The 1,098-nt window shown below is 69.4% G+C and carries 1 protein-coding gene; it reads left to right on the top strand.

What is annotated here, in order from left to right; genetic code table 11:
* Nucleotides 1–188: 188 nt before the first annotated feature.
* Nucleotides 189–1,098 (top strand): IS110 family RNA-guided transposase (locus tag N864_RS22505; RefSeq protein ID WP_034722839.1); only part of this gene is annotated, 910 nt, incomplete at its 3' end.

The following is a 1,098-nucleotide window of genomic DNA, read 5'->3' as shown; positions in this document are numbered from 1 at the left end:
CTCTGGAGCCTTGAGCCCGTCGTCGAGCGTGGCGCGAAGGGATGTGCAGCCCCGTGGATTGTTGCTGCGAGCACGCGTGCCAGATTCGGTTCTCGACTGCCCCTTCCCTCGATGGATGCCTGCTGCCGGTACGGGATGTCCCCCCGCCGGTGGGAGTCGCTCGGGGACGAGGAGAAGGAGGCGGCGCTGTGGAGCTGTTGCACCCCAGGTGCGCCGGAATCGACATCGGCAAGAAGTTCGCGGTCGTCACGATCCGCGTCGCGGGGTCGGGGCGGCGCAAGACGCAGTACTCGACCATGCGGTACCTGTCCAGCACGCCGTCGGTGCTGGCGTTGCGCGACGACCTGGTCGCGGCGAAGGTCACCTGCGCGGTGATGGAGTCGACCGGGGAGTACTGGAAGCCGTTCTTCTACGGCTTGGAAGGGGCCGGGTTCGCGCAGATCCTGGCCAACGCCCGCGCGGTCAAGAACATGCCGGGAAAGAAGAGCGACGTGTCGGACTCGCGGTGGCTGGCCGACCTGGGCGCATACGGGCTGGTCCAGCCCTCGTTCGTGCCGCCGCCACCGGTGCGGGAGCTGCGCGACCTGAACCGGGACCGCACCGCGCTGCTGCGGCTCAAGGCCAAGCTGCTGATGCGCGTGCAGGACGTGCTCGAGGACGCCGGGATCAAGCTTGCCGTGGTCGCCTCCGACATCAACGGCGTGTCCAGCCGCGCGATCCTGCAGGCGATGATCGCCGGGGAACGTGACCCGTTCGCGTTGGCCGACCTGGCCCGCGGCCGGCTGCGCGCCAAGCGGGCCGAGCTGTCCGACGCGCTGACCGGCCGGTTCACCGAGCACCACGCGTTCCGGATCCAGCAGTTGCTCGCGGACATCGACCACCTGCAGGTCAGCGCCGACGCGTACACCGAACGGATCGACCACGCCCTCGGCCCGTACCGGACGTTTCGCGACCAGCTGTGCACCATCCCCGGGATCAGCACCCTGACCGCGGACATCATCACGGCCGAAACCGGCGCGGACATGAGCGTGTTCCCCTCCGCCAAGCACCTGTGCAGCTGGGCCGGGGTCAGCCCGGGCAGCAACGAGTCCGCCGGGG

Source organism: Intrasporangium chromatireducens Q5-1, assembly GCF_000576575.1.
Classification (GTDB): Bacteria; Actinomycetota; Actinomycetes; order Actinomycetales; family Dermatophilaceae; genus Intrasporangium_A; species Intrasporangium_A chromatireducens.
Note: the sequence above shows the minus strand (reverse complement) of the source record. Positions and strands in the feature narration are given on the sequence as shown.